Source organism: Micromonospora globosa (genome assembly GCF_000717585.1).
Lineage (GTDB): Bacteria > Actinomycetota > Actinomycetes > Mycobacteriales > Micromonosporaceae > Micromonospora > Micromonospora aurantiaca.
On record NZ_JNZR01000016.1, the window covers coordinates 103649 to 125089 of the forward strand.

The following is a 21441-nucleotide window of genomic DNA, read 5'->3' on the forward strand; positions in this document are numbered from 1 at the left end:
CTATTCAATTTCGACGAATGTTTCGATAGCATTACCGACCAGTAACAGCACCGATCCCTCGGCCACGCGCGCGGTCAACGGGCTCCACCACCCCTGCCCCGTGGAGGCTCTGCCATGCCCCGTCGCGTCCGTACCGTGTTCGCCGCCCTCCTGGCGGCCGTACTCGGCGCCGTGCTCCTGCCCGGCGCCGCCCGGGCGGCCACCGTCAACTACGTCGCCCTCGGCGACTCCTACTCCTCCGGGGTCGGCGCCGGCCCGTACGACCTGTCCACCTGCCTGCGCAGCCAGAAGTCGTACGCCCCGCTCTGGGCGGCCGCCCATTCGGTCACCAGCTTCAAGTTCCCGGCCTGCGGCGGCGCGGTCACCGCCGACGTGCTGGCCAACCAGGTCGGCCAGCTCAGCAGCAGCACCACGCTGGTCACCATCACCATCGGCGGCAACGACGCCGGCTTCGCCGACGTGATGACCAGTTGCCGCTTCGGCAGCACGTCCAGCTGCGAGAGCGCGGTGAACGAGTCGACGGCGTTCGCCACCGCCACGCTGCCCGCCCGGCTCGACGCCACGTACACCGCGATCCGCAACCGGGCCCCGAACGCCCGGCTGGTGGTGCTCGGCTACCCGCGGCTGTTCGAGACCGGCTCCTGTGGACTGCTCGCCATGAGCAGCTACAAGCGCACCATCCTCAACCAGGCCGCCGACACGCTCAACGGCGTCATCTCCGGCCGGGTCACCGCCGCCGGGGGCACCTTCGTCGACGCGCGGCCGTTCTTCGCCGGGCACGGCGTGTGCGCCGCCGAGCCGTGGATCCGCGACGTCAGCGGCGTCATCGAGGCGTACCACCCGAACGCGAACGGCTACCGCTACGGCTACCTGGCCGCGCTGACCGCCGCCATCGGCTGATCCGCACGCGAGGAGGGCCCCGCTCGACACCCGTCCGTCGAGCGGGGCCCCGCCGTGCCGGGTTGCATCGAACGTCGACAATGGTGCGACACCGCATGCGACCCGGAGGTGACCATGCGTGAACCGGCGACCCGGCCGCGGCCGGTCCGCGAGCAACTCCCGGCCGGTGGCCCGGAACTGCTCACCCTGCTGGCCCGGCTGCTGCGGCGTCCACGCCGCGGCGACCGCCGGCTCCCGCTGCTCTGGCTGGTCCGGCCCACCGGGGACGGCGCGGTCGCGGCCCTGCTACGGCGTTTCGCGGCGCGCCGGGCCGGGCGCCGGGTGCCGCACGTAGTGCTGGACCTGACCGGCCGCCCGGCCGGCGACGACGTCGCAGCCGTGCTGCGCGAACTGCACCGGCAACTCTCAGTGGAGGCGTTCGGCGCGCCCCGGCTGCGGTTCCGGCACTACCCGCTGGCCGACTGGCTGATGCACCAGACGCTCGCCGTGGACCTGGACGCCGCCGACAGCGGCCGGGCCGCGCTGGTCCGCCGGCTGCGGGACTGGCGGGGACGGCGGACCGGTGACGACCCCCAGGTCGGCGGCGACTCCGGCCTCGGCGCCGCGCTGCACCTGCTGCTCTGGCTGCTGTGGCGGGCCGTGCCCGGCGTCGTGTTCCGGATCGCCGTCTCCGGCCGGGTGCCGCTCGTCGGACGGCAGTACCGCTGGTTCATGCGCCAGCAGTACCTGGCGCCCCGCCAGTCGGTGACGTTCCTCGGCTTCGCCGAGCGGCTCACCGCCGGCTGGCGCGACGGCGAACACCCGGCCCAGGTGGAGAAGCTGCTGCTGCACGCGTTCCTGGAGGACCTGCGCCTGGCGTACCGGCGGCGGTTCTGGCGGCCCGGGGACTGGCGCCGCACCGCCTATCCGGTGCTGGTGCTCGACGGCGCGCGGCCGGACAACGTCGGGCACACGCTGGTCCGGCTCGTCGACGAGGTGCGCAACGAGACCGGCCGCAACGACCCGCTGCTCGTCGTCGCGGTCGCCGCCGACCCGCCGCCGGAACCGGCCGCTTCGCGGCCGCTGACCGAGGCCGAGGAGGCGTACGAGGAGTGGGCCGAGGCGCTGCCGGAGAACCGCCGGCTGCGTCGCTCCGGCGCCTGGCTGATGCTGCTGGAGGCGGACGACCGGGACGTCGACGCCCCGGTGGGAGGCGTCCCGCCGGCCCTTGTCGCACCCGACCCGCCCTGGTGGGCGCGGCGGTTCCTGCCCGCCGCGGTGGCCCTGGCGCTCGTCGCCGGGCTGGGCGTGTGGGCGCACGGGCGGTGGGCGCCTGACTGCCGCCCCTGGCCCACCGACCGGGTCACCGTCCGGCTCGTCGGCGGCGAGTGCGTCGGCTACAGCGACACCGCCGGGCAGGTCTTCAACAGCGAACCCGGGCAGGACCGGCTGCGCGCCGTGCAGCGGCGCATCTTCGCCCAGAACCGGGCCGCCGAGGAGGTGTGGCGGCGCAGCGAGCACCGCCGCCCCTACCTGACGCTTGTCTACCTGGGCAGCCTCACCGGCAACCGGACCCGCGCGGACGAGGAGTCCTACGTCTCCGAGCGGGAGGAACTGGAGGGCATGGCCACCGCCCAGTACGCCCTGCTCCAGGAGTCGGCGGCGGCGGACGACGCGGCGCTGCTGCACATCGTGGTGGCGAACGCCGGGCGGCAGATGCGGCACGCCGACGACGCGGTGCGGATGCTGGAGGGGCTGGCCCGCGACGACCCCACAGTGCTCGGCGTGGTCGGGCTGGTGGACAGCCGCACCAGCACGGCGGCGGCGCTGCGCGAACTCAACCGGGTCGGCCTGCCGGTGCTCGCCCCCACGCTGTCGGCCGACCGGATGGACGCCAACTCCAGCCTCTACCTGGCCATGTCGGCGCCGAACCGGGACCAGGCCCGGATGGTCGAGGCGTACGCCCGGCAGGTGCTGCGGGCGGGGGAGGCGCACGTCTACTGGACCACCGGCGAGGGCAGCTCGCTCACCGACGACCTGTACGTCGCCACCCTCGTCGACGGCCTGCGGGAACGCTTCGGCGACCGGATCACCCGGCTCGACGAGTGGCGCAGCGGGCGGCGGCTCACCCAGGAGTGCGGCTACCCGGGGATGCTCTTCTTCGCCGGCCGCTGGTCGGAGTTCGACGGGTTCATGCGCGCGCTCAAGGAGTGCGGCGCGAATCCGCCCCGGCACCTGGTCGCCGACGACTCGGTGAACCGCTACATGGCCAACCCGGGGCTGCGCGCCAGCGCGCCGGGCAACCTGCCGGTCACGTACGTGTCGAAGGCCGCGCTGGCCACCTGCGCGTCGCTGCGGGCCGCGCAGGCCGGGCGCGACGACGCCCGGGGCAGTTTCCTCACCTGGATCGGCGCGGACGGCCTGCTCGACCCGCCCCGATGCCGCGCCGGTACCGGCCCGCCGGTCGGCGAGCGGGTCAGCCTGGCCTACGACGCCACCATGATGACGGTACGCGCGCTGGAGAGCCTCGCCGCCCGCCTGCGCCACGCCGACACCGGCCGCCGCTGGGAGCCCCGCTCGGTCAACCCGGTCGGGGTGCACGCCGAGGTGCTGCGGCAGAACGCCGCCGGCGGCTACCCGGGGGTCAGCGGCCTCATCCGGTACGCCCCGGACTCAGGCGAACCGGTGGCGAAGCGGCTGGCGCTGCTCACCGTGGCGAAGGTGCCCGACGTGGACGCCGCCCCGGTCGAGGTGTTCCACTGCGGCGTGGCCGACACCGGCCCCGACCCCGGCTGCCGCGTCGCACCACGCTAGTGCGCAGCCGCCATTCGTGATCATGGTTGGGGTTCGAGGTCGCCGTGCTGGGCAGCCAGGCAGGCAAGGATCATTTCTCGCGCCGCTCGGACCGTAGCCGCGAAGGCAGCCGGCACCGCGGAGCCCCGCCCGGCACGCGCCGGGCGGGGCTCTCGTCTGCTCGTACCCCTTGAGGTCAGCGGGCCGGGACCAGCTCCGCGGCCGGCACCGGCGCCAGGTCCGGCACCGCCGGCCCGATCCGCCGCCGGGGCCACCGGCGGCGACCGGAGGGTACGGCGAGCGCGGCCAGCGCCGCGGCCACCGAGATGCCGGTGAGCAGCAGGAAGCCCGCCGTGAAACCGGCCTCCCGGGGCAGCCCGCTCGGCTGCGGATTCGCGGTGATCACGGCACTGGCGAGCGCCGCGCCGATCGCGCCGCCGATGGTACGGATGTTGGCGTTCATGCCGGTCGCCGCGCCGGTCTGCCCGGCCGGCACGTTCGCCACGATCAGGTTGGCCATCGAGGCGAACGCCAGCCCGATGCCGACGCCCACCAGACCGCCGGCGATCCCGACCTGCCAGCGGGTGTCGTGCGCGACGGTCAGCATGGCGGCGGCCGCCACGTTGAACACCGCGCCGGTGCTCAGCTGCGCCTTGGCGCTGAACCGGGACTGCAGCCGTCCGGCCAGCAGGCCGGCCACGAACATGCCGACGAGCATCGGCAGCATCAGCAGCCCGGCCTGGGTGACGCTGGCGCCGAAGCCGTAGCCGGCGCTGGTCGGGATCTGCGCGAACTGCGGCAGGAACGCGTAGACGGCGAACATCGAGGCGCCGTAGAGCAGCCCGACGAGGTTCGTGGTCCAGACCGCGGGCAGGCGCATCATCCGCAGGTCGATCAGCGGGTTCGCGGCCCGGGCCTCGGTCGCCAGCCAGGCGGCCGCGAGCGCCGCGGCCAGCGCCAGCAGCCCGACCACCCGGCCGGAGCCCCAACCCCACGCGGCGCCCTTGCTGACCGGCAGCAGCAGCGCCACCAGCCAGCCGGACAGGAGTACGGCGCTGAGCCAGTTGATCCGGCCCGGGGTGCGTACCGGCGAGCGCGGCACGAACCGGTGCGCGGCGAGCGCGGTCAGCCCGACCACCACCAGCGGGATCCAGAACAGCCACCGGTAGCCCAGGGTGGCCACGATCGGCCCGGCCAGCACCACGCCCAGCCCGCCGCCGACTGCCACGACCGCGGAGATCGAGGCCACCGCCGAGCTGACCCGGGCGGCCGGGAACTCGTCGCGGATGATGCCGAACGAGAGCGGGAAGACGGCGCCGCCGATGCCCTGCACCACGCGGGCGGCGATCAGCACGCCGATGCTGGGGGCGACGGCTGCCAGCAGGCAGCCCAGCGCGAGCGCGGCGAGCGAGAAAACGAGCGTCTTCTCCTTGCCGACCATGTCGCCGATGCGGCCGACGATCGGCGTGAAGACGGACGCGGAGAGCAGGTACGCGGTGAGCACCCAGGTCACCGTGTTGGGCGAGGTGTGCAGGTCGTGCTGGATGGTGGGCAGCACCGGCGTGATCAGCGACTGGAGCATCGCGAAGAATCCGGTGCCGGCGGCCAGCACGAGGAAGGTGAGTCGGCGCGAGCCGCGCCCTGATGAGTGGATCATGTGGGAGAACTCCCCGTTGTCGGTACGAGACTGGTGGCCGCTCGCGCAGTCGTGCGGCGGTGGCGGCCGGGTCGTGCGGGCGCTCAGCGGTCGGCGGGCATGGTGGGACCTCCCGGGTCCGTGTCGTGGCGCGAGGATCGCGTGGCCGGAGGGCGGCCGGAAGTCCGGAGTAAGCTATCCGGAGGGGTGGCTCCGGTCAGTAACCGGAGGCTCGCCTCCATTAACCTAGCGGAGGGGTGCCTCCGGTTGCAAGGCGGAAGGGGTGACGCGCCTCATGGCTGACGCCGACGTGTCCGGCGAGGTCTTCGCGCGCCGCCCCAAGCGGGCCGACGCCCGCCGCAACTACGACGCGCTGATCGCCGCCGCCCGCGAGGTCTTCGGCGAGCACGGCGCGGGCGCGTCGCTGGAGGAGATCGCCCGCCGGGCGGGCGTGGGCATCGGCACGCTCTACCGCAACTTCCCGCAGCGGCGGGACCTCTTCGAGGCGGTCTACGTCGAGGAGGTGCGCGCGCTCAGCGCCTCCGCCGCCGACCTGGCCGACGAGCCCCCGTGGGACGCCCTGGTCGGCTGGCTGCACCGGTTCGTCGCCTACGTGGCCACCAAGCGGGCGCTGGCCGAGGAGCTGGTGCACGACTCCGAGGTGTTCCGCAGCTGCCGCACCGAGATCTACGCGACCGGCGAGCCGCTGCTGCGCCGTGCCCAGGCCGCCGGGGAAGCTCGGCCGGACGCCGGCTTCGACGACGTGATCCGGCTGATCAGCGGCCTCGCCGCGTACCAGTTCCCGGACCCGGCCCAGCGGGACCGCGTCCTGGCCATCGCGCTGGACGGCCTGCGCCCGCCGGCGGGCATGAATTGATTCGTCCGGCCGTTTGTTGACGTGACGCATCAAGGGCTGCTCTGTGCGGGAGGAAGTGGCGGGTGCGGCCGGGTTCAGCCGACCCCGCCGTACTCCGCGATCGCCGAGAGCGTCGCGCGGACAACCGTCGGCGCGGTCCAGTGCGCCGATCTTGCACTTTCGGGCGGCGAAATGCGGCTCATGCACCCATTCTTCGGGGCCGCAGGTGCAAGATCGCCGAGGAGAGGCGGATCGGCCGGCGGCTCCCGCCCGGGAACCGCCGGCCACCCGCTCAGCGGTGCCCGTTACCAGGCCGCCCCCACGGACCGGTGATCGCGAACACGTACCCCGGCGACTGGATGTTGGCGAACAGCGTCTTCCCGTCCGCGCTGAACGTCGGCCCGGTGAACTCGCTGTCGTTCAGTTCGTTGCGCGCCAGCGGATACGCCTTGCCCTGCTCGGTGACGCCGACCAGGTGCGACACGCCCTCGCCGTCCTCGGCCAGGATCACCCCGCCGTACGGCGACACGGTGATGTTGTCCGGCCCGTCGTAGTTGCCGGCGTCGGCCTCCGGGTCGGTGTTCACCCCGAAGATGGTTTTCAGCGTCACGGTCTGCCGGCGCGGGTCGTAGAACCACACCTGCCCGTCGTGCTCGTTGGCGCTGCCGTCGTCGTGGCGGGCGTAGCTGGCCACGAAGTACGCGCCGCCGTCGCCCCACCAGGCGCCCTCCAGCTTGCGGCTGCGGGTCACCTCGGCGTCGGTGAACTGCTTGCGTACCGACACGGTCCGGGCGTCGCGGTCGGGCACCTCGACCCACTCCACCCGGTAGCGGGTGCCGGGCGTGGTGGCCTCGGACAGGTCGGCCACGTGGTCGTCGCCGCGCAGGCAGCGCATCGCCGCGAGGCTGCCGGCGGTGCCGCCGTCGGGCCGCTGGGCGAGCGCCCGCAGCGCGCCCTTGCCGGCCCGGAAGCCGGGCGGCGGCGTCCACCGGAAGTACAGGCCGTTGGGCCCGCTCGCGTCCTCGGTCAGGTAGATCGAATGGGTGTACGGGTCGACGGCCACCGCCTCGTGGGAGTACCGCCCGAGGAACGTCAGCGGCACCGGGTCGGTGTTGGCGGACCGGTCGTGCGGGTCGACCTCGAAGACGTACCCGTGGTCCTTCAGATACCGCCCACCGGCCCGCTGCTCGGTCTCCTCGCAGGTCAGCCACGTGCCCCACGGGGTGATGCCACCGGCGCAGTTGTTGTGCGTGCCGGCCACGCTCACGTACTCGCGCAGCCGCCGCCCGTGCCGGTCCACCTCGATGGTGGTGGTGCCGCCGCGGGCGCCCGGGTCGTAGGTGAGGCCGGGCAGCGCCGGCACCGGATACGGCTCGTCGCCGCCGATCTCGTGGTTGTTCACCAGCACCGAGCCGTGCGGGCCGCGGAAGCAGCCGGTGCCGTCCGCGTCGCTCGGGGTGGGCTGCCCGGACTCCAGCAGCGTCGCGCCCGCCTGCGCGACGACCGTGTACGAGAAGCCCGGCGGCAGCGCCAGCAGGCCGGCCGGGTCCGGCACCAGGTCGCCGTAGCCGACGGCGGGGCGGCAGGCGGGCCGGGCCGCCGCCGGTCCGGCGATCGCCTCCAGGCTGCCGGCCACCATGATGCCGAGTCCGCCGGCCACGCCGCCGCGCAGCAGGGACCGCCGGGGAAGAGGTGAGGTGGTCACGTCGTCGCCTTCCTGTGCGCACGATTGCCTGGGGGAAGGCAAACCGGGCCGGGGGAACGGCGTGCGGCGCGCCCGTCCGTAGCCGGGTGAACAGTGGACGAATCCCCGGTGCGGAGCGCCCCGTGCCGGTGCGGCGCGCGTCCGTTAGGGTTCCCTTCGATCGCAAACGTCGGAGGGCGGACGGTGGGCAGACTCGCGGCGGCGTACCGGCAGGCGGTCGATCGGCATCGGCGGGCGGTGCGGCACTGGGAGACGGCCCGGCGGCTGCTGGGCGCCGCGGGCCCGGCGCCGGTGGGCAGTCCCGAGCTGGTGGCGCGGCTGGCCCGCCTCGGCGGTGAGCTGGCCGCCGCGGTGCCCGGCACCGCCCGCGTCGCGACCCACCCCGTTCCGGTACGCCTCGGCGCCGCGACCACTGTCGACGGCGCGTTCCCGGTGCTCGTGCCGGTGGGCGCGGGCGCGCACCTGGCCGTCGACGCGGACGCCCGTGACCCGCGCGTCGGCGAGCTGCTGCGGGCGGTGGTGGTGCGGCTGCTGACCGCCGCTCCGGCCGGCGCGATCCGGGTGGCCGGCGTCGACCAGGCCGCCTTCGGCGCGGCGTTCCTGCCGTTGCGCCCGCTCCAGGACGCCGGGGTGCTCGCCGCGGCGGCGACCACCGAGGCGGAGACGACGGCCCTGCTCGACCTGGCCGAGCGGCACGCCCGTACCGCCCAGCGGTCCGCGCCGGAGGACCGCGAGCTGCTGGTGGTGGTCGCCGCGTCCGCGCCACCGCCCCGGGAACTGGCCCGGCTGGCCGCGCTCACCCACGCCGGCCCGGCCGCGGCCGTCTGCGTGCTGCTGGCCGGCCACCCACCGGCCGGGCCGAGCGCGGCTCCGCCGCTGGGCGCCACCACCCAGCTGCGCGTCACCGAGCGGTACACGCTCGTCGGTGATCCGCCGGGGCGTCCGTTCAGCACCGACGGCAGCGGGCTGGCCGCTCCGGTGGTGCTCGACGGCGACCCGTCGCACGCCACTGTCACCGCGCTGGCCCGCCGGTACGCCGAGGCCGCCGATCAGGACGGCGTCACGTTCACCGACCTGCTGCCCGCGCAGCGCTGGGCCGGGTCCGCCGCGTCCGGGCTGCGTACCGTGCTCGGCCGGGCCGGCCGCCGTCCGCTGAGCGTGGCGTTCGACGACGCCACCCCGCACTGGCTGATCGGCGGGCGGACCGGCGCCGGCAAGACGGTCCTGCTGCTCGACGTGCTCTACGGGCTGGCCGCCCGCTACTCGCCGGCCGAGCTGCGGCTGATGCTGCTCGACTTCAAGGAGGGCGTCAGCTTCACCGAGTTCGTGCCCACCGACAGTGACCCCACCTGGCTGCCGCACGCCGACGCGGTCGGCATCGAGTCCGACCGCGAGTACGGCGTGGCGGTGCTGCGCGAGCTGCGCGCCGAACTGGGCCGCCGCGCCGACCTGCTGAAGCGGCACGGCGTCAGCCGCCTGGCCGACCTGCCGCCGAACGCCCGGCCGCCCCGGATCGTCACAGTCGTCGACGAGTTCCACGTGCTGTTCGCCGGCAACGACGCGCTGGCCCGGCAGGCCGTCGACCTGATCGAGGAACTGGCCCGCAAGGGCCGCTCGTACGGCCTGCACCTGGTGCTGGCGAGCCAGAGCACCACCGGCATCGAGGCGCTCTACGGCCGGGCCGAGGCGATCTTCGGGCAGTTCCCGCTGCGGATCGCGCTGCCCGGCGGCGACGCCGTGCTGGACCCGCGCAACGACGCCGCACGCGGGCTCACCGTCGGCACCGCAGTGGTGAACACCGGCGCGGGCGCGCCCGGCTCGGACGCCGAGGTGCGGTTCCCGGACGCGCACGCCGCCTCGGCCGACCTCGCCGCGCTGCGCCACGAACTGCACGCGGCCCGCCCGGCCGGGTCACGCCCGCCTGCCGTCTTCCGGGGACACGAGACGCCCCGGCTCACCGACGACCCTGCCTGGGCGGCGCTGACGCCCGGCGCCGACCCGCCGTACGCGCTCGTCGGCCGCGTGGTCGACGTCCCCGGCAGCCCGGCCGGGTTCGCGCTCGACGCCAGCCCGGGCCGGCACCTGGCGGTGGTCGGCACCGCCGCGGCCGGCGCGGACGTGCTCCGGTCGGCGACCCTGTCCCTGGCCCGCCAGCACGCCCCCGGCACCGCCCGGTTCCTGTTCGCGCCGCTGGCACCGGGCACCACCGACGCCGCCGACGACCTGGCCATGACGCTGGCCGCCGCCGGGCATCCGGTCCGGCGCCTCGACGCCGGCGCGCTGCGCGCCCAGCTCGCCGAGGCCGCAGCCGGGGACGCCCCGGCCGCCGGGCGCACCTACCTGGTGGTGTTCGGGATGGACGCCGCCGCCACGACGCTCGCCGCCTCCGACCCGGCGACGTTCCGATCCGGGTACGACGACCTGCGCGCCGTGCTGCGCCAGGGCCCGTCGCGCGGGGTGCACGTGCTCGGCTGGTGGCGCGGGCTGCGCCGCCTCGCCGACGACCTGGGCGGCAGTGGGCACCGCGACGACGTGACCGGCCTGGTCGCGCTGAACGTCCCCGCCGCCGACCTGGGCCTGCACCTCGGCGTGCACGACCTCGCGTACGTCCCGCGCGAGGGACGCGCCCTGCTCGTCGACCGGCACGAGCACCGCACCGCGCTGATCGTGCCGTTCGCCGCCGGAAGTGAGGTCACCCCGTGAGCGCGAGGAGTGAGCCGGGTTTGCGAGCCCCGCAGTCGCGAACGAAAGACGGCCTTGTGAGCGCGAGGAGTGAGCCGGGTTTGCGAGCCCCGCAGTCGCGAACGAAAGACATCACATGAGTGGATTCGACGAGTACGCGGCGCTGCTGCGGGAGTTGTCCACCCGGCAGCGGGGCGGGGAGCGGGAGATCGCCGCCGAGGCGGAGCGCCGCCGCGGCCTCCAGGCCGCCGTCGACTCGGTCGGGCAGCGGCTCGCCGCCCAGGGGCAGCACCTCGACCGGCTCGGGCAGGCGATCGGTGTGCCGATGACCTCGGTCCCGGCGGAGGAGCCGGCACCGGCGATGGTGGCCGGTGGGGGAGCACCAGGTCCCGTGCCCGGACCGGGGGACGGGGTGACCGGCGGCGTAGCCGACGTGCCGGGGCGGCCGGAGGTCGGGGCCTACCCCTCGGGTGGTGTTCCGGCGCCGCGGGCCGGCGACCCGGCGGGGGAGTTGGCGGCGGCGGGGCGGCTCGCCGAGGAGGCCGACGTGTTCGGGCAGCAGGCCGACGCGCTGGCCCGCACGCCGGTGCTGCTGCCCACCTGGTCCGCGCCGGCGCGGGCGGTGGTGGTGTACGCGGGCTGCGCGCTCGCCGGTTCGCTGCTGATGCTGATCGCGATAGTGGGTTCGTCGCTGCCGGTGAGCGGGCTGGACCTGGTGGCGGCGCTGAGCTGTGCGGGCGTGCCGTTGATGTCCTTCGTGGCCGGTCAGGTGGTGCTCGCCCGCTGGGGCCGCCCGGCGGTGGAGGGCGACGCGCCCCCGGCCGGACGGTACGTGCCGCTGGGTTTCGTGATCTGCGCGCTGGTCTCCCCGTCCTTCTTCTGCCTCTACCTCCTCCTGTTCCGCCTCCTCCGCTGACCCGGCCCTGCCCCACCGCTCCACCGCTCCGTCGATCATGGAGTTTTGGACCCAAGGGCGCGCTAATTGTGGCTTTCGGGCGGGCGGAAAGTGCAAGATCGCGAAGGCGGTGGGGCGGGGCGGTAGGCTCGCGGGGTCGGTGAGCTGGGGGAGGGCGTGTGAGCGCGGCGGAGATCATCGCCAGGCTGGCGGCGGCGGCACAGAAGCTGGACGAGGCCAAGGCGCGCACCGCCGCTGCCGCGCAGGACGCGGCCGAGGCGCGGGCGCTGGTGGCGGGCGCGCTGGAGGGGGCCACGGCGGGCCCGCTGATCGGGGTCATCGACTCCTACCGGCAGGCGCTGGCGCAGGCCGCCCAGGGCGGTGAACCGGCCCGGCAGCACGTGCAGGAGACCATCGCGAAGGTGCAGGCGCTGGGCAACTGAGCCCGGTCCGGCATGCCGGTTTGCGCTGAGGGCGCGACAAGGGTTACCGGGGCGTAACTTTTCATTGACGTGTGTGAAATCGGACACGCATCATCGTGTCCACGATCGATCGGATCCCACCCGTCCCCCCGGCTCCGCCCGGGTACCTCCCCCCGGAGGTGCAGCCCATGCTGCTCCGAACGATCCTGGCCGCCACCACCGCCGCCACCGTCCTGCTCGTCCCGGCCGCCGCCCAGGCCGCCACCGCCGAACCCGCCACCCCGTCGAACACGGCCGCCGTCGCCACCGCCGCGCAACGGGCCGCTGCCGCGGCCGCCGACCCGGTGATCGTGGTCGGTGGCCTGAGTGGAATCTCCATCGCGTACGAGCCGATCGCCGCCCGGCTGCGCGCCGACGGCTACCGGGTCTCGATCTTCCAGTTGCCGAACCTCGGTCTCGGCGACATCCGCGAGTCCGCCCGGGCGTTGTCGTCCTACGTGGACCGGGTGCGCGCCACCACCGGCGCGGCCCGCGTCGACCTGGTCGGCCACTCCGAGGGCGGGCTGGTCAGCCGCTGGTACGTCAAGTACCTCGGCGGCGCCGCCACCGTCGACCAGTACGTCAGCCTGGGCAGCCCGCAGTACGGCACCTACGTCGCGAATCTGGTCGCCGTCCTCGGGCTGGGCAGCTGCGCGGGGGTGATCGCCTGCCAGCAGATGACCATCGGGTCGAGCTTCCTCGCCGACCTCAACGCGGGGGACGACACGCCCGGCCCGGTCCGCTGGGCCACCGTGCGCACCTGGCAGGACGAGCTGGTCCGGCCGGTCGACAACGCCGTGCTCGCCGACGGCGCGACGAACATCCTCGTGCAGGCCTGGTGCCCGCTGCGGGTCGTCGGCCACCTCGGGCTGGTGCTGGACGGCACCACGTACACGGCGGTGCGCCAGGTGCTCGCCGGCGCCCCGGTCCAGCCGAACTGCTTCGCGGTCTGAGCCACGTGCCCGGGCCCGCCGTCGCGCGGGTCCGGGCACGTCCGGCCGGGCCCCGGTGCGGCGTCGGCCGGGTCCGGGCGGTGAGTCCGTGTCCCGTCCCCTGATCACGTCGGCGGCCCGCCAGGCCAGCGCGGTCACCGGGGCGCTGGTCCAGCCGGCCACCATCACCGGCAGCACCGACGCGTCGACCACCCGCAGCCCGTCCACGCCGCGTACCCGCAACCGCTGGTCGACCACGTGCTCGTCGCCGGTGCCCATCGCGCAGGTGCCGATCGCGTGGTAGCCGCAGTAGCCGCGTGCCACAGCCGCCTCGACGATCTCCGCGTCGGTGGTGGTCGCCGTTCCGGGCACCGTCTCGGCCTGGATGCGCTTCGCGATCGGGCCGGTGCCGAAGAACTCCCGCATCCGGCGGAACAGGTCCACCGCCACCCGCCGGTCGTGCTCCGTGGTGAGGTAGTTCGCCACGATGGCCGGCGGCGTACGCGGGTCCGCGTCGGTGATCGTCAGGCTGCCCTCGCTGTCCGGCCGGGTGACGGTGCCCAGGCACATCAGGCCCGGCTCCCGCTCCAGCTCCAGCGCCTTGCCGGGGCGCGGCGGGGCGGCCGAGAACGGCGCCATCAGCAGGTGCGCGTCCGGGCGATCCAGCTCCGGCCGGGACTTGAGGTGGGCCGCCACGTCCAGCACCGGCAGGGCGAGCGGTCCGCCCCGGGTGAGCAGCCAGCGCAGCGTCGCCCGGGCCTGCCCGAGCGGGCTGCCGATGGTCATGTTGTGGCCGCCGGGTTCGGCGAGGCGGTACTGGAGCACGATCGACCGGTGCTCGCGCAGCCCTGCGCCGACCCGGGGCCGGTCGAGCAGCACCGGCACCCCGGCCGCGCGCAGCGTGTCCGCCGGGCCGATGCCGGAGACCTGCAACAGGTGCGGGGTGGCCAGGGCGCCCGCGGCGAGGATCACCTCACCCGCCGCCCGGTACGTGGTCTCCCCGCCGCCGTGCACCACCCGTACACCTGTGGCGCGGCCGCCCTCGACGAGCACCCGCAGGACGACGGCGCCGACCTCGACGGTCAGGTTGGGCCGGCGCCGCACCGGGTGCAGGAACGCGTCCGCGGCGCTGACCCGGCGTCCGGCGCGGATCGTGGCGGTGGGGTAGCCGATCCGTTCGTCGTCGTGGGCGTCCAGGTCGTCGGCGCGGCGCCAGCCCAGTTCGGCGCCGGTGGCCACCATCTCCTCGGCGAGCGGGTCGGTGCCGGTGGCGACGGACAGCCGCACCGGACCGCCGGTGCCCCGGTGCGGCGCGGGCCCGAGCGGGTGGTCCTCCAACTGCGGGAACACCCGCCGCATCGCCGACCAGCCCCAGCCCAGCGGTTCGAGGGCGTCCCAGTCCCGGGCCGCGCCGCGGCTCCAGATCATGCCGTTCACCGACGTGGAGCCGCCGATCATCCGTCCGCGCTGCCAGATCTCCTGGCGGCCCGGCCCGGTGGTGGCCGGGTAGTGCCAGGCGGTGCGCTGGTCGTCCATCAGCCGGGAGAACGCCTTCGGCACCCGCACGTACGGGCTGCGGTCCCAGCCGCCCGCCTCCAGCAGCAGCACCCGCGTCCCCGGATCCTCGGTGAGGCGGTTCGCCAGCACGCACCCCGCCGCGCCGGCCCCCACGATGACGTAGTCGAACTCCTCCACAGCGGACCCCCACTCGCGAGAATCCCTCTGACAGTAGTTGCTCGATCACATTCCGCGAAAGGGGCCGGTCGGCGGAGGTGCGGCGGCCGGCTCAGGTTGCCTTGGCCAGCGCCTCGAACTCGTCGTCGGTCAGCTCCACCCCGGCCGCCGCCACGTTCTCCTCCAGGTGCGCCACCGACGAGGTACCGGGGATCGGCAGCATCACCGGCGAGCGGCGCAGCAGCCAGGCCAGCGCGAGCTGCGCCGGGGTCGCGCCGTGCGAGGTCGAGATCGCGTCGAGCGGGCCGCCGGGCCGGGCCAGGTTGCCGGTGGCGATCGGGAACCACGGGATGAACGCCAGGTCGTGGCGCTCGCAGTGCTCCAGCACGTCCTCCGCGCTGCGGTCGGCCAGGTTGTAGAGGTTCTGCACGGACACGATCGGCGCGATCGCCCGGGCCGCCTCGATCTCCTCGACGCTGACCTGGGACAACCCGATGTGCCGGATCTTGCCCTCCTGGCGCAGCAGCGCCAGCTCGCCGAGCTGGTCGGCCAGCGGCACCTTCGCGTCGATGCGGTGCAGCTGGTAGAGCGGGATGCAGTCCAGGCCCAGGTGGCGCAGGCTCAGCTCGCACTGCTGGCGCAGGTACTCCGGGCGGCCCACCGGCCGCCAGTCGTCCGGGCCGGAGCGGGTCAGCCCGGCCTTCGTCGCGATGACCAGGTCGTCGGCGTACGGGTGCAGCGCCTCGCGGATCAGCAGCTCGCTGACGAACGGCCCGTACGAGTCGGCGGTGTCGATGAACGTGACGCCCAGCTCGTACGCGCGGCGCAGCACCCGTACCGCCTCGGCCGGGTCCTTCGGGTCGCCCCACACGCCGGGGCCGGTGAGCTGCATCGCCCCGTAGCCGAGGCGGTCGACCGGCAGGTCGCCACCGATCCGGTAGCTGCCCGACGCCTTGGCGGGCTGGGTGCTGGTGGCCATTCGCGGTCCTCCTGTGCTCGTACGTACCTCGCGGGGCGGTGCTGCGCCCCGACCCCTGGACATTCCCCGAATCGTGGCGGCGAAGCACTGGCAGTTGCGGCGAGCGGCCCCGGCGCACCGGGCCGCCGTGGGAGGCTGGGCGGGACGGTGGTCAGGAGGTGCGCATGGCCGCGACGCCACGGCTCGACTTCGCGCTGGACACGTACGAGTGCATCGTGCTCTACCCGGGGCCTTCGGGACGGGCCCTGCCGGACGAGACAGTGCAGCGGTTGCAGGCCGAGCACCTCCAGCACATGCGGGCGCTGCAACGGCGCGGCATCGTGCTCGTGGACGGGTCGGTCGACGGCCCGGCCCGGGAACCCGACCCGCCGATCGGTTTCGGCCTGGCCCGGACCGGCTCGGTGGACGACGTCCGCAGCGTCATGGAGGCCGACCCGGCGGTGCAGGCCGGGCTCTACCGGGTCGAGGTGCTCACCTTCCTCTGCCCGGCCGGCTCACTGGAGTTCCCGCTGGTCAAGACGGAGAGCTGAGGCTCCGCGCGAGCCCCTCCGACGGCACCGCCCACTGCCGCGTACCCAGTGCCCGCCCACGGCCGGACGGCCGGGCGCGGCGGCCCCACAGTGCCCCCGGCCGGCCCGTGACGGGGAGCGGTACGATTTCTCACCGCGCGGTCGCCGATGCCCGCCACACGACGTTCCGGTGCGGTACGCCTACCGCCCGCCCACGCGGTTGACGCGCGTCGTTGGACAAATGTTCCGCAGTCCGCAAGGGGTCGGCCGGGAGGCCGATCCGGAGGAGAGACTAGCCTGATGGGCGTGACACGCCGCGCGAAGATCGTCTGCACTCTCGGCCCCGCAACCGCCTCCCCGGAGCGTATCCGCGGGCTCGTAGAAGCCGGCATGAACGTGGCGAGGCTCAACTTCAGCCACGGCAGTCACGCCGACCACGAATCGGTCTACCGGTTGGTCCGGGAGGCCGCCGAGGCGTCCGGGCGCCCGGTCGCGGTGCTCGCCGACCTCCAGGGGCCCAAGATCCGTCTCGGCCGGTTCGCCGACGGCCCGCACGAGTGGCGCACCGGCGACTCCGTCGTGATCACCGGCGACGAGGTGGTGGGCACCAAGGAGCGGGTCTCCTGCACCTACCGCAAGCTGCCGCAGGAGGTGAAGCCGGGCGACCGGCTGCTGATCGACGACGGCCGGGTCGCGGTCGAGGTCAGCGACGTCACCGGCAACGACATCCGGTGCCTGGTCACCGAGGGCGGCCCGGTCTCCAACAACAAGGGCGTCTCGCTGCCGAACGTCGCGGTGAGCGTCCCGGCCCTGTCCGACAAGGACGCCGAGGACCTGCGCTTCGCCCTCGGCCTCGGCGTCGACCTGGTCGCGCTCTCCTTCGTCCGCTCGCCGGAGGACATCAAGCTCGTCCACTCGATCATGGACGAGGAGGGCGTGCGCCGCCCGGTCCTGGCCAAGGTCGAGAAGCCGGAGGCGGTCGATCACCTGGAGGCGATCGTGCTCTCCTTCGACGGGGTCATGGTCGCCCGCGGCGACCTCGGCGTCGAACTGCCGCTGGACCAGGTGCCGCTGGTGCAGAAGCGTGCCGTGCAGCTGTGCCGGGAGAACGCCAAGCCGGTCATCGTGGCCACCCAGATGCTCGACTCGATGATCGAGAACTCCCGCCCGACCCGCGCCGAGGCCTCCGACGTGGCCAACGCGGTGCTCGACGGCGCGGACGCGGTGATGCTCTCCGGCGAGACGAGCGTCGGCAAGTACCCGGTGCTCACCGTCAGCACCATGGCGAAGATCATCACCACCACCGAGGCCGGCTCGATCGCCGTCCCCCGGTTGCAGCACGACCCGCGTACGCACGGCGGCGCGCTCACAGTCGCCGCCTCGTCGATCGCCCGGGCCATCGGCGCCAAGGCCATGGTCGCGTTCTCGCAGACCGGTGACACCGTCAAGCGGCTGGCCCGGCTGCACTGCGACCTGCCGCTGCTGGCGTTCACGCCGGTGCCGGAGGTGCGCAACCAGCTCGCGCTCTCCTGGGGCGTGGAGACGTTCCTGATGCCGTTCGTCGAGCACACCGACGACATGTTCCGCCAGGTCGACCAGGCGCTGCTCGGCCTCAACCGGGCCAACCCGGGTGACTACGTGGTGATCGTGGCGGGCAGCCCGCCCGGCACCCCCGGCTCCACCAACACGCTGCGCGTGCACCAGCTCGGTTCGCTGGTCGACGCGGCCTCGGCCCGGGCGCTCCAGTGAGTGCGAGGAGTGAGCCGGGTTTGCGAGCCCCGCAGTCGCGAACGAAGGTGACACAGTGAGTGCGAGGAGTGAGCCGGGTTTGCGAGCCCCGCAGTCGCGAACGAAGGTGACACAGTGAGTGATGGCGCAGTGGCGACCGGGCAGGCGGCGGTCGACCAGCTGCTGGAGGTGCTCGACCTCGCCCGTACCGGGGAGATGACCTTCCGGGGGATGAGCCCGCAGGTGGGTCCGCAGCGGGTCTACGGCGGGCAGGTCGCCGGCCAGGCCCTGGTCGCAGCCGGCCGCACCGTCGACGCGGAGCGGGCCGTGCACTCCCTGCACGGCTACTTCGTGCGCCCCGGCGACCCGGCCGAGCCGATCGAGTACCAGGTGGAGAACGTCCGCGACGGCCGATCCTTCTCGGTGCGTCGCTCGGTGGCGTTGCAGCACGACAAGCCGATCTTCTTCATGTCGGCGTCGTTCCAGCGGCAGGAGGAAGGGCTGGACCACCACGCCCCGCTCCCGCCGGACGTACCCGGCCCGGACGACGTGCCGACCATGACCGACCGGCTCTCCCGCTACCCGGAGCGCCTCGGCATCTGGGGGATGATCCCGCGCCCGATCGACGTGCGCTACGTCGGCGAGCCCGGCTGGGTCCGCCCCGGCGACCGCCCGGCCGAACCGCACCAGCGGGTGTGGATGCGCCTGGACGGCAAGCTGCCGGACGATCCGCTGCTGCACGCGTGCGCCCTCACGTACGCCTCCGACCTGACCCTGCTGGACTCGGTGCTGTCGGTGCACGGCGAGGTGTGGGGCCCGGGCGGTGTGGTCGGCGCGAGCCTCGACCACGCGCTGTGGTTCCACAGGTCGTTCCGCGCCGACGAGTGGTTCCTGTACGACTGCTGGAGCCCGTCCGCATCGGGCGCCCGCGGCCTGGCCACGGGCCGGATGTTCACCACCGACGGCCGGCACATCGCCAGCGCCGTCCAGGAGGGGCTGCTGCGGCGCGTCGGCGGCTGAGAGCCCGATCGGTGATCGTCCGGGTGCGGGTCGGGGGGCCGGCCCGCACCGCAGCGGACTAACCTGGCCGTATGCGTCTCTCCGCCCGGGTCGACTATGCCCTCCGCGCGGCCGCTGAGCTGGCCTCGGTCGCGGTCGGGGGGACCACTGGGCGGAGCCGGCCGGTGACCGCCGAGCAGATCGCCCGCGCGCAGGACATCCCGCCGAAGTTCCTGGAGAGCATCCTGCTGCAACTGCGCCGGGGCGGCATCGTGCACGCCCAGCGTGGCCCCGAGGGCGGCTACTGGCTGGCCCGGCCGGCCGGGGAGATCTCCCTGGCCGAGGTGATCCGCGTCATCGACGGTCCGCTCGCGCACGTACGCGGGCAGCGCCCGGAACAGCTCGGCTACCAGGGTGCGGCCCGCGCGTTGCAGGACGTCTGGATCGCGCTCCGGGCCAGCGAGCGGGAGATCCTCGAGCTGGTCACCATCGCCGACGTGGCCGCCGGCGCGCTGCCCGGCCGGGTCAACGAGCTGGCCGCCGACCCGCGCGCCTGGAGCTGACGCCGGCTTCCGCACACCCCGGCACACCGTCCGGCGTCTCCTACCAACCGGATGGGGGACTTGACCCGGGGCGCCTCCGTGCCGCATTGTCGACCAAGTTGATAGGAGATACCGAAAAGTCAGGGGGCGCTCGTGCGCAAGCTGCTGGTCCTCGCCCTCGTCGGGCTCGCCGCGCAACTCGTCGACGGCGCGCTCGGCATGGCGTACGGGCTGACCTCCTCGACGCTTCTCCTGTTCGCCGGTGTGGCACCGGCCGCGGCGTCCGCCTCGGTGCACCTGGCCGAGATCGGCACCACGCTCGCCGCGGGCGTCTCGCACTGGCGATTCGGTAACGTCGACTGGCGGGTGGTCGGCCGCATCGCGCTGCCCGGCGCGATCGGCGCGTTCGCCGGGGCGACGTTCCTCAGCTCCATCTCCACCGAGGCCGCGGCGCCGTGGATGGCCGCCATCCTGTTCACGCTCGGCGCGTACCTGCTGGTCCGGTTCTCCCGGCCGCTGCGCGCCAACCGCGCGGCCGGCCGGTTGCGCAGCCGCTTCCTCGCCCCGCTCGGCCTGGTCGCCGGCTTCGTCGACGCCACCGGCGGCGGTGGCTGGGGGCCGGTCGCCACCCCGGCGCTGCTCGTCTCCGGCCGGATGGAACCCCGCAAGGTCATCGGCTCGGTGGACACCTCCGAGTTCGTGGTGGCCGGCGCGGCCAGCATCGGCTTCCTCATCGGCTTGGGCTCCGAGGGTTTCCTGCTGCCCACTGTGGCCGCTCTCCTGGTCGGCGGCCTGATCGCCGCGCCGATCGCGGCCTGGCTGGTCCGCATCGTCCCCGCCCAGCTGCTCGGCGCCGTGATCGGCGGCGTGATCGTGCTGACGAACGCCCGCACGCTGTTGAGCGCCGGCGGCGTGGGCGGCTCGGTGCCGGTGGTGGTGTACGTGCTGCTCGGCGTCGCGTGGCTGGTCGCCGTCGGGCTGGCGGTGCGCGCCCTGCGCCGTACCCGCCGGGCACGCGCCACAGTCGAGGCGGCCCTCGCCGAGGGCCCTGCTCCGGCGGGAGAGCCTGCCGCGTCGGCGGAGCCGGCGGAGTTCGCCAAGCCGGGTGAGTCCGCGGCGCCGGCGGAGCCCGCGGCGTCGGGTGAGTCCGCCGAGGCCGCGGAGTCGCGGAAGCTCGCCGCCGCCGTCGAAGGCTGAGCCTCTGGGCCTTCCCGGGGCGCCCCCGCACCCGCGAGGGGTGTTCCTCGGCGTGTCGCCCTCCGGAGACACAAGCACTCCAACCGATATGCCTCTCGGTCATAAATATGACCGAGAGGCATATCGGTTGTCGGCTGTCCCTTCTCGCCGCCCGCCGCGACTCTGCCGTGCCGCCGACCTGCCGTGCCGCCGACCTGCCGTGCCGCCGCGCCGGCCGCCACCGCGACGGGACGGGGTGAAGGGCGCGTGCGACGTGCCCGGTGAGTCCGGCGCTTGTGGGCGTGTCCAGCGGTGACCTAGGCTGACGGAGCGCGGAGCCGAATCATGGACGTCGATGTGTCGACGTCGCTCGTCGCGTCAGGGCACGAATTCGCCGGTCCGGGCAGGCCGGCGCTCGCCCCGTGCCTGACCTCCGCGAAAGGCATTCCCCGTGCACCTCACCACCCCACGCCGCCGGATCGCGCTGCTCGCCGCGGCTTCGGCGGTCACCCTGTCGGCCGGCGCGCTCACCACGATGACCGCCGCGGCGGCTGCCGCCGCCTGCCGGGTCGACTACCGGATCACCAACCAGTGGAGCGGCGGCTTCGGCGCCGACGTGACAGTGACGAACCTCGGCGATCCGGTCAACGGCTGGACCCTCGGCTGGAGCTTCGCCGCCGGCCAGCAGGTCGTCCAGGCGTGGAACGCGACTGTCAGCCAGTCCGGCGCCCAGGTCAGCGCCCGCGACGCCGGCTACAACGCGGCCATCGGCACCGGCGGCACCGCGAACTTCGGCTTCAACGGCTCGTGGAACAACGCGTCGAACCCGGTCCCGGCCGCGTTCACGCTCAACGGCACCGCCTGCACCGGCGCGCCGTCCACCAGCGCGCCACCGTCGACGCCACCACCGAGCACGCCCGCGCCCACCACGCCACCGCCGTCCACACCCCCGCCCCCCCCCCCGCCGCCCACCACCCCGCCAGCCGGCGCCAAGC

16 protein-coding genes and 1 pseudogene are annotated in these 21441 nt (G+C 74.3%); 13 read left to right on the top strand and 4 right to left on the bottom strand.

Annotated features, from left to right (window positions below):
- Positions 1–114: 114 nt before the first annotated feature.
- Both IF06_RS0116315 and IF06_RS0116320 read left to right on the top strand, forming a co-directional pair.
- Positions 115–900 carry an SGNH/GDSL hydrolase family protein gene (locus tag IF06_RS0116315; RefSeq protein ID WP_030271983.1) on the top strand — a complete coding sequence of 262 codons (786 nt, stop codon included), beginning with the start codon at positions 115–117 and terminating at the stop codon, positions 898–900.
- Between the two features lie 114 nt (positions 901–1014).
- Positions 1015–3693: a hypothetical protein gene (locus tag IF06_RS0116320; protein WP_030271985.1), complete on the top strand. Its 2679-nt coding sequence runs from the start codon at positions 1015–1017 to the stop codon at positions 3691–3693.
- Between the two features lie 175 nt (positions 3694–3868).
- Here the strand turns inward: IF06_RS0116320 and IF06_RS0116325 are convergent, their stop codons facing one another.
- Entirely contained in the window at positions 3869–5329 is a 1461-nt protein-coding gene (locus IF06_RS0116325) for an MFS transporter (protein ID WP_013475828.1), read from the bottom strand.
- Between the two features lie 274 nt (positions 5330–5603).
- On the opposite strand from IF06_RS0116325, the gene IF06_RS0116330 reads away from it, so the two are divergent.
- A complete protein-coding gene (locus tag IF06_RS0116330) occupies positions 5604–6185 on the top strand; it encodes a TetR/AcrR family transcriptional regulator (protein WP_030271987.1) in 582 nt (193 codons plus the stop codon).
- A 271-nt stretch (positions 6186–6456) separates the two neighbouring features.
- Here the strand turns inward: IF06_RS0116330 and IF06_RS0116335 are convergent, their stop codons facing one another.
- The gene (locus IF06_RS0116335) at positions 6457–7869 is read right to left on the bottom strand and encodes an alkaline phosphatase PhoX (RefSeq protein WP_030271989.1); all 1413 of its coding nucleotides are present in this window, start codon (positions 7867–7869) and stop codon (positions 6457–6459) included.
- A 183-nt stretch (positions 7870–8052) separates the two neighbouring features.
- On the opposite strand from IF06_RS0116335, the gene IF06_RS0116340 reads away from it, so the two are divergent.
- The 4 genes from IF06_RS0116340 to IF06_RS33145 all read left to right on the top strand — a co-directional run bounded on the left by IF06_RS0116340 (position 8053) and on the right by IF06_RS33145 (position 12860).
- The gene (locus IF06_RS0116340; RefSeq protein WP_030271991.1) at positions 8053–10572 is read left to right on the top strand and encodes an FtsK/SpoIIIE domain-containing protein; all 2520 of its coding nucleotides are present in this window, start codon (positions 8053–8055) and stop codon (positions 10570–10572) included.
- Positions 10573–10687: 115 nt separating this feature from the next.
- Positions 10688–11467: a hypothetical protein gene (locus tag IF06_RS0116345; protein ID WP_030271993.1), complete on the top strand. Its 780-nt coding sequence runs from the start codon at positions 10688–10690 to the stop codon at positions 11465–11467.
- A 158-nt stretch (positions 11468–11625) separates the two neighbouring features.
- Entirely contained in the window at positions 11626–11889 is a 264-nt protein-coding gene (locus tag IF06_RS0116350; protein ID WP_013287536.1) for a DUF6244 family protein, read from the top strand.
- Positions 11890–12056: 167 nt separating this feature from the next.
- Entirely contained in the window at positions 12057–12860 is an 804-nt protein-coding gene (locus IF06_RS33145; protein ID WP_013475832.1) for a lipase family alpha/beta hydrolase, read from the top strand.
- A 135-nt stretch (positions 12861–12995) separates the two neighbouring features.
- Here IF06_RS33145 and IF06_RS0116355 read toward each other — a convergent pair.
- Together IF06_RS0116355 and IF06_RS0116360 are read right to left on the bottom strand one after the other, a co-directional pair.
- Positions 12996–14534: pseudogene (locus tag IF06_RS0116355) on the bottom strand (GMC family oxidoreductase); the annotation flags it as partial.
- A 91-nt stretch (positions 14535–14625) separates the two neighbouring features.
- Positions 14626–15492 (bottom strand): aldo/keto reductase, encoded by an 867-nt coding sequence (locus IF06_RS0116360; protein WP_013475834.1) that lies wholly within the window; start codon positions 15490–15492, stop codon positions 14626–14628.
- A gap of 164 nt (positions 15493–15656) precedes the next feature.
- On the opposite strand from IF06_RS0116360, the gene IF06_RS0116365 reads away from it, so the two are divergent.
- The 6 genes from IF06_RS0116365 to IF06_RS0116390 all read left to right on the top strand — a co-directional run.
- Positions 15657–16022 (top strand): YciI family protein, encoded by a 366-nt coding sequence (locus IF06_RS0116365; protein WP_013287532.1) that lies wholly within the window; start codon positions 15657–15659, stop codon positions 16020–16022.
- Between the two features lie 279 nt (positions 16023–16301).
- A complete protein-coding gene (gene pyk, locus IF06_RS0116370; RefSeq protein WP_013287531.1) occupies positions 16302–17750 on the top strand; it encodes a pyruvate kinase in 1449 nt (482 codons plus the stop codon).
- Between the two features lie 114 nt (positions 17751–17864).
- Positions 17865–18749: an acyl-CoA thioesterase gene (locus IF06_RS0116375; RefSeq protein ID WP_030271997.1), complete on the top strand. Its 885-nt coding sequence runs from the start codon at positions 17865–17867 to the stop codon at positions 18747–18749.
- 71 nt (positions 18750–18820) lie between these two features.
- Complete coding sequence (locus IF06_RS0116380; RefSeq protein WP_013287529.1) at positions 18821–19291, top strand: RrF2 family transcriptional regulator; 471 nt, start codon at positions 18821–18823, stop codon at positions 19289–19291.
- Positions 19292–19423: 132 nt separating this feature from the next.
- On the top strand, positions 19424–20467 hold the full coding sequence (locus IF06_RS0116385) for a sulfite exporter TauE/SafE family protein (protein WP_013287528.1): 1044 nt from the start codon (positions 19424–19426) through the stop codon (positions 20465–20467).
- Positions 20468–20897: 430 nt separating this feature from the next.
- The coding region (locus IF06_RS0116390; protein WP_030272001.1) for a cellulose-binding domain-containing protein at positions 20898–21441 on the top strand (544 nt) is incomplete at its 3' end.

Excerpts from the sequence above, each read along its gene's own strand:
- IF06_RS0116315 (WP_030271983.1), top strand. The coding sequence starts at position 115 with ATGCCCCGTCGCGTCCGTACCGTGTTCGCCGCCCTCCTGGCGGCCGTA.
- IF06_RS0116320 (WP_030271985.1), top strand. The coding sequence starts at position 1,015 with ATGCGTGAACCGGCGACCCGGCCGCGGCCGGTCCGCGAGCAACTCCCG.
- IF06_RS0116325 (WP_013475828.1), bottom strand. The coding sequence starts at position 5,329 with ATGATCCACTCATCAGGGCGCGGCTCGCGCCGACTCACCTTCCTCGTG.
- IF06_RS0116330 (WP_030271987.1), top strand. The coding sequence starts at position 5,604 with ATGGCTGACGCCGACGTGTCCGGCGAGGTCTTCGCGCGCCGCCCCAAG.
- IF06_RS0116345 (WP_030271993.1), top strand. The coding sequence starts at position 10,688 with ATGAGTGGATTCGACGAGTACGCGGCGCTGCTGCGGGAGTTGTCCACC.
- IF06_RS33145 (WP_013475832.1), top strand. The coding sequence starts at position 12,057 with ATGCTGCTCCGAACGATCCTGGCCGCCACCACCGCCGCCACCGTCCTG.
- IF06_RS0116360 (WP_013475834.1), bottom strand. The coding sequence starts at position 15,492 with ATGGCCACCAGCACCCAGCCCGCCAAGGCGTCGGGCAGCTACCGGATC.
- IF06_RS0116365 (WP_013287532.1), top strand. The coding sequence starts at position 15,657 with ATGGCCGCGACGCCACGGCTCGACTTCGCGCTGGACACGTACGAGTGC.
- pyk (WP_013287531.1), top strand. The coding sequence starts at position 16,302 with ATGGGCGTGACACGCCGCGCGAAGATCGTCTGCACTCTCGGCCCCGCA.
- IF06_RS0116380 (WP_013287529.1), top strand. The coding sequence starts at position 18,821 with ATGCGTCTCTCCGCCCGGGTCGACTATGCCCTCCGCGCGGCCGCTGAG.